This window comes from Devosia sp. (assembly GCF_034675085.1).
Lineage (GTDB): Bacteria > Pseudomonadota > Alphaproteobacteria > Rhizobiales > Devosiaceae > Devosia.
Genome location: NZ_JAUCDN010000285.1, coordinates 1 through 4,122, shown reverse-complemented (window position 1 = coordinate 4,122; position 4,122 = coordinate 1). Strand labels below are relative to the sequence as shown.

The window sequence follows — 4,122 nt, the reverse complement described above, 5'->3', positions numbered from 1 at the left end:
AGCGGCCCGGGGGCGCCGGCCATGGCGTCCGCCTCGCCCACCGCCACCAGAACCGGCACGGCAATGCGCCGCACATCGGCCCGCGCCATGGGCTGGCGCGAGGTTTCCATGCAGGCGGCCAGCGCCTCACGGTCCGAGCCGGTATGGTCGGCAAAAATACGGAACTGCCGGGCCGTGGGATGGGTGAGCCCCGCAAGCGAAGGCGCGCGCAGGCCCGAAATGATGTCATTGCCATCGCTCAGCCCGTTGATGAGATTGAGCCCCATGCCCCCGAAAATGGCGCAGGCCACCCGCTCTTCATGACTGAAAGCCATGAAGGCGGCGATGCGCGCGCCCATCGAATAGCCCAGGACCGCCGCCCGCTCGATGCCCAGATGGTCGAGCAGCGCCACCGCGTCGTCAGCCATGTCCTGCGGATAATAGCGCTCGGGGTCATGCGGCTTGTCCGAGGCGCCATGGCCGCGATTGTCGAGCGTGATGGCGCGATAGCCCGCTCCCACCAGCGTTTCCACCCAGCCGGTATCGATCCAGTTGACCTTGCCGCTGGAGGCGAAGCCGTGGATGCAGAGCACCGGCGGCCCTTCCCCGACGGACTCATAGGCAAGCATCAGGTCCCCAGATTGGAAATTCGGCATGGTTTGGCTTTCCATCTTCCGGCGCCGGACCATCCGCCGCTTCCTGCTTGGCTTTTGCGGGAATGGCGGCGTAAATCAATAGCCCTTGCGACGCCACCGAGCCTTCCCTTGCCGATTGGCTTGCACTAATGTCCGGCCAAATTCAAAGCATCCCTCAGGTTATCTCCATGGCACACGGTACAACGCCGCATTTCCACAACACCGAAGGCCTCTCCCAGATCGAGATCGGCTCCAAGGAATTCCAGTGCGTCGGCGCCCTGCCTCCCTTCGACCATCCCCATATCTATCTGGACATGGGCAAGGACGACGACATCGTCTGCCCTTATTGCTCCACCCTCTATACCTATAACCCGGCCCTGGGCGCCGGCCAGGCCAACCCCGCCTCGGCGCTTTTCGTCTCCGACGCAGCCTGAGACCGGCCATGCCCGGCACGGGCCAATCTTATATCGTCGCCGGCGCCGGCATTACCGGGCTGACGCTGGCCCTGGCGCTGGCCAAGTTCGGTGCCTCGGTGACGGTGCTGGAGCGCAGTTCCGCCCTTTCCGAATTCGGCGCCGGGTTGCAGGTCAGCCCCAATGCCCGCCGCGTACTCGACCGGCTGGGGCTGGACGAGGCGCTGCGCGCCAACAGCCTCGAGCCCGCCGGCATCGACATCTACCCCTATGGCCGCGCCACGCCCCTGGTGACGCTGGAACTGGGCGCGGTCATGCGCCAACGGTTCGGGGCTCCCTATGTGGTCATGCATCGGGCCGATCTGGCTGAGGTGCTGCACAAGGCGACGCGGCGATTCGCCAATATCGATATCCGCTTCGGCGCCGGTGACTGGGCGGTGAGGCAGGATGAAAGCGGTGTGGCCGTCACCCTGGCCGGCCAGACCCTGCGCGCCCGCGCCTTTATCGGCGCCGATGGCGTCCGTTCGCGTACCCGAACGGAAATGCTAACGGGCCCACAGGCGCAATATCGCGGCCGCGTCGCCTGGCGGGCAATGGCGCCCTTTTCGGCAGCAGCAAGCCAGATCGCGCTCGACCGCGTCTCGGTATTGTTCGGGCCGGGCTACCATCTAGTATGCTATCCCATGCCTCATCGCGAACAGGTCAATTTCGCCCTTTTCGCCCAGGCCCCGCAAACCCTGCCCGATGACAGCCACGCACCCGGCCTGCCTCCCGTTCATCAGCGCAGCCCGCGCATCGAAGCGCTGCTCGCCGCCATCGGCCGGACCTGGACACCCTGGCCGCTCTACGGCGTCGAGACACCCCTGTGGCATAAGGGCCGCATCGGCATCATCGGCGACGCAGCCCACGGCATGGTGCCCTTCCAGGCACAGGGCGCGGCCATGGGTATCGAGGATGCAGCCGTGCTTGCCCCCCTGCTCGTCCATGAGGCAAATGCCACCACGGCTTTTGAAAAATATGCCGCAATCCGGCAGCCGCGTGTGCAGCGCGTGGCCGATATCTCGACCATGAATGGCCGCATTTTCCACATGGGCTGGCCGCTGAGCCTCGGCCGCAATCTCGTCATCGGCCTTCAGGGGCCGCGCGGCCATATCGGGCGCCTCGCCTGGCTCTATGGCCACGACGCCCAGCCGCCAGGTCTTCCCACCCTGCCAGGCCATGAGAATTGATCGCGCCGGGCCGGTGCGGCAGGTCGCAAAAGCCCTTCGGACTTGCCTAGCGGCGCTCGCCTGTGTCAACTGCGCGACGCAAGCAAATCCGTTCCGCATCGAAAGTTAGCCCTCCAGCATGCAAGCAGCGACACGCTCACGCCTGACACTCGCCTGCATCCTGGTGACCGTGCTGCTCGACATGATCGGGGTGGGAATCATCGTTCCGGTGCTGCCCGAACTGCTTGAGGACCTGACCGGCGGCAGCGTGGCCGAAGCCGCCGTCATCGGCGGCTATCTGGTCTTTGCCTATGCCTTCATGCAATTCGTCTTCTCGCCGGTCCTGGGCAATCTGTCCGACCGATTCGGCCGCCGCCCCGTGCTGCTGCTTTCCCTGCTGGGGCTCACCTTCGACTACGTGATGATGTCGATCGCCCCCTTCGTCTGGTATCTTTTCATTGGCCGCATCATCGCCGGCATCGCCGGTGCGGCATTGGCCACGGCCACCGCCTATATGGCCGACATCACCCCGCCCCATAAGCGTACGCATCGCTTCGGCCTCATCGGGGCCGCCTTCGGGCTGGGCTTTATCATCGGCCCGGTGGTGGGGGGCGAACTGGGGGAAATCGGGCCGCGCGTGCCGTTCTACGCGGCTGCGGCGCTGGCCTTCGCCAATTTCCTCTTCGGCCTGCTGGTCCTGCCCGAGAGCCTGCCGAAATCCTCCCGCCGCAAATTCGACATCCGCCGCGCCAATCCCTTCGGGGCGGTCATGGCGCTGCGCAAATACCCTTCGGTGCTCTGGCTCCTGGCGGTGCTGTTCTTCTTCCAGCTCGCCGCACAGGCCCTGCCCACGGTGTTCAGCTATTTCACCGTGGAAGTGTTCAATTTCAGCACCTCCAATATCGGTCGCACACTGGGCGCCTTCGGCCTTGGCTTCGCCATCAGCCAGGCCATGCTGGTCGCCCCGCTCTCGCGCAGGCTGGGCGAGCCCGCCGTCGCCATGATCGGGCTTCTCGCCGCCATCGCCGCCTTTGCCGGCGTGGCCTTTTCCAGCGAAGTCTACATGCTCTATCTCTTCATCATGGTCGGCACGGTCAGCGGGCTGGCACCCCCGGCCATCAACGGCGTGCTCTCGCGCCAGGTGCCCGATAATGGCCAGGGCGAATTGCAGGGCGCAGTGAATGCCGCCAGTTCGCTCGCCACCATCATCGGCCCGCTGGCGGCCACGCAGATATTTTCCTATTACACCACCACACCCGGCGCGGCCGACTATTTCCCCGGCGCGCCCTTCATCGCCGCCAGCTTCAGTGTGGCGGCAGCGCTGCTGATCTTCGCCGTGGCCGCCTGGCGGTTCGACCTGGGCAACCGCCCCAGCATCGCCGACCATCCCCAGGTGCCCGAAGTTCCCCCTCCCGGCCAGGTTCGCATAGCCCCGCTCGACAATGACAGCTCCGATCAGAATCCGCCCCGCAACTGAAGCCGATCACGCCGCCGTCATGGCCATCGTCAGGCCGGTGCTGGCAGCCGGCGAAACCTACGCCATCGATCCGACCCTCGATGACGAGGCGATGACCGCCTATTGGTTCCTGCCCGCCCATGATGTGCTGCTGGCAGAGATCGACGGCGCGGTCGTAGGCACCTATTACCTCCAGGCCAACCAGGGCGGCGGCGGCGCTCATGTGGCCAATTGCGGTTACATGACCGCCAACGCCGCCCAAGGCCGGGGCGTTGCCCGCGCCATGTGCCTGCACTCTCTGGATCGCGCCCGCGAGCGCGGCTTCCGCGCCATGCAGTTCAACCACGTGGTGTCCACCAATAGCCGCGCCCTCGCCCTGTGGCAGAGCCTGGGCTTCGCCATTGTCGGCACCCTGCCCCTCGCGTTCCGCC

At 65.8% G+C, this 4,122-nt stretch carries 5 protein-coding genes; 4 read left to right on the top strand and 1 reads right to left on the bottom strand.

What is annotated here, in order from left to right:
- The coding region (locus VDP82_RS14785) for an alpha/beta hydrolase (RefSeq protein WP_323015599.1) at positions 1-608 on the bottom strand (608 nt) is incomplete at its 3' end.
- A 194-nt stretch (positions 609-802) separates the two neighbouring features.
- Between VDP82_RS14785 and VDP82_RS14780 the strand changes: the two genes are divergently transcribed.
- From VDP82_RS14780 to VDP82_RS14765, 4 genes are all read left to right on the top strand, one after another.
- Positions 803-1,048 (top strand): zinc-finger domain-containing protein, encoded by a 246-nt coding sequence (locus tag VDP82_RS14780; RefSeq protein WP_323015598.1) that lies wholly within the window; start codon positions 803-805, stop codon positions 1,046-1,048.
- A gap of 8 nt (positions 1,049-1,056) precedes the next feature.
- Positions 1,057-2,256 carry an FAD-dependent monooxygenase gene (locus tag VDP82_RS14775; RefSeq protein ID WP_323015597.1) on the top strand — a complete coding sequence of 400 codons (1,200 nt, stop codon included), beginning with the start codon at positions 1,057-1,059 and terminating at the stop codon, positions 2,254-2,256.
- A 118-nt stretch (positions 2,257-2,374) separates the two neighbouring features.
- Complete coding sequence (locus tag VDP82_RS14770) at positions 2,375-3,712, top strand: TCR/Tet family MFS transporter (protein ID WP_323015596.1); 1,338 nt, start codon at positions 2,375-2,377, stop codon at positions 3,710-3,712.
- On the top strand, positions 3,690-4,122 hold a 433-nt coding region (locus tag VDP82_RS14765), incomplete at its 3' end, for a GNAT family N-acetyltransferase (protein ID WP_323015600.1). The genes VDP82_RS14770 and VDP82_RS14765, both read left to right, overlap by 23 nt.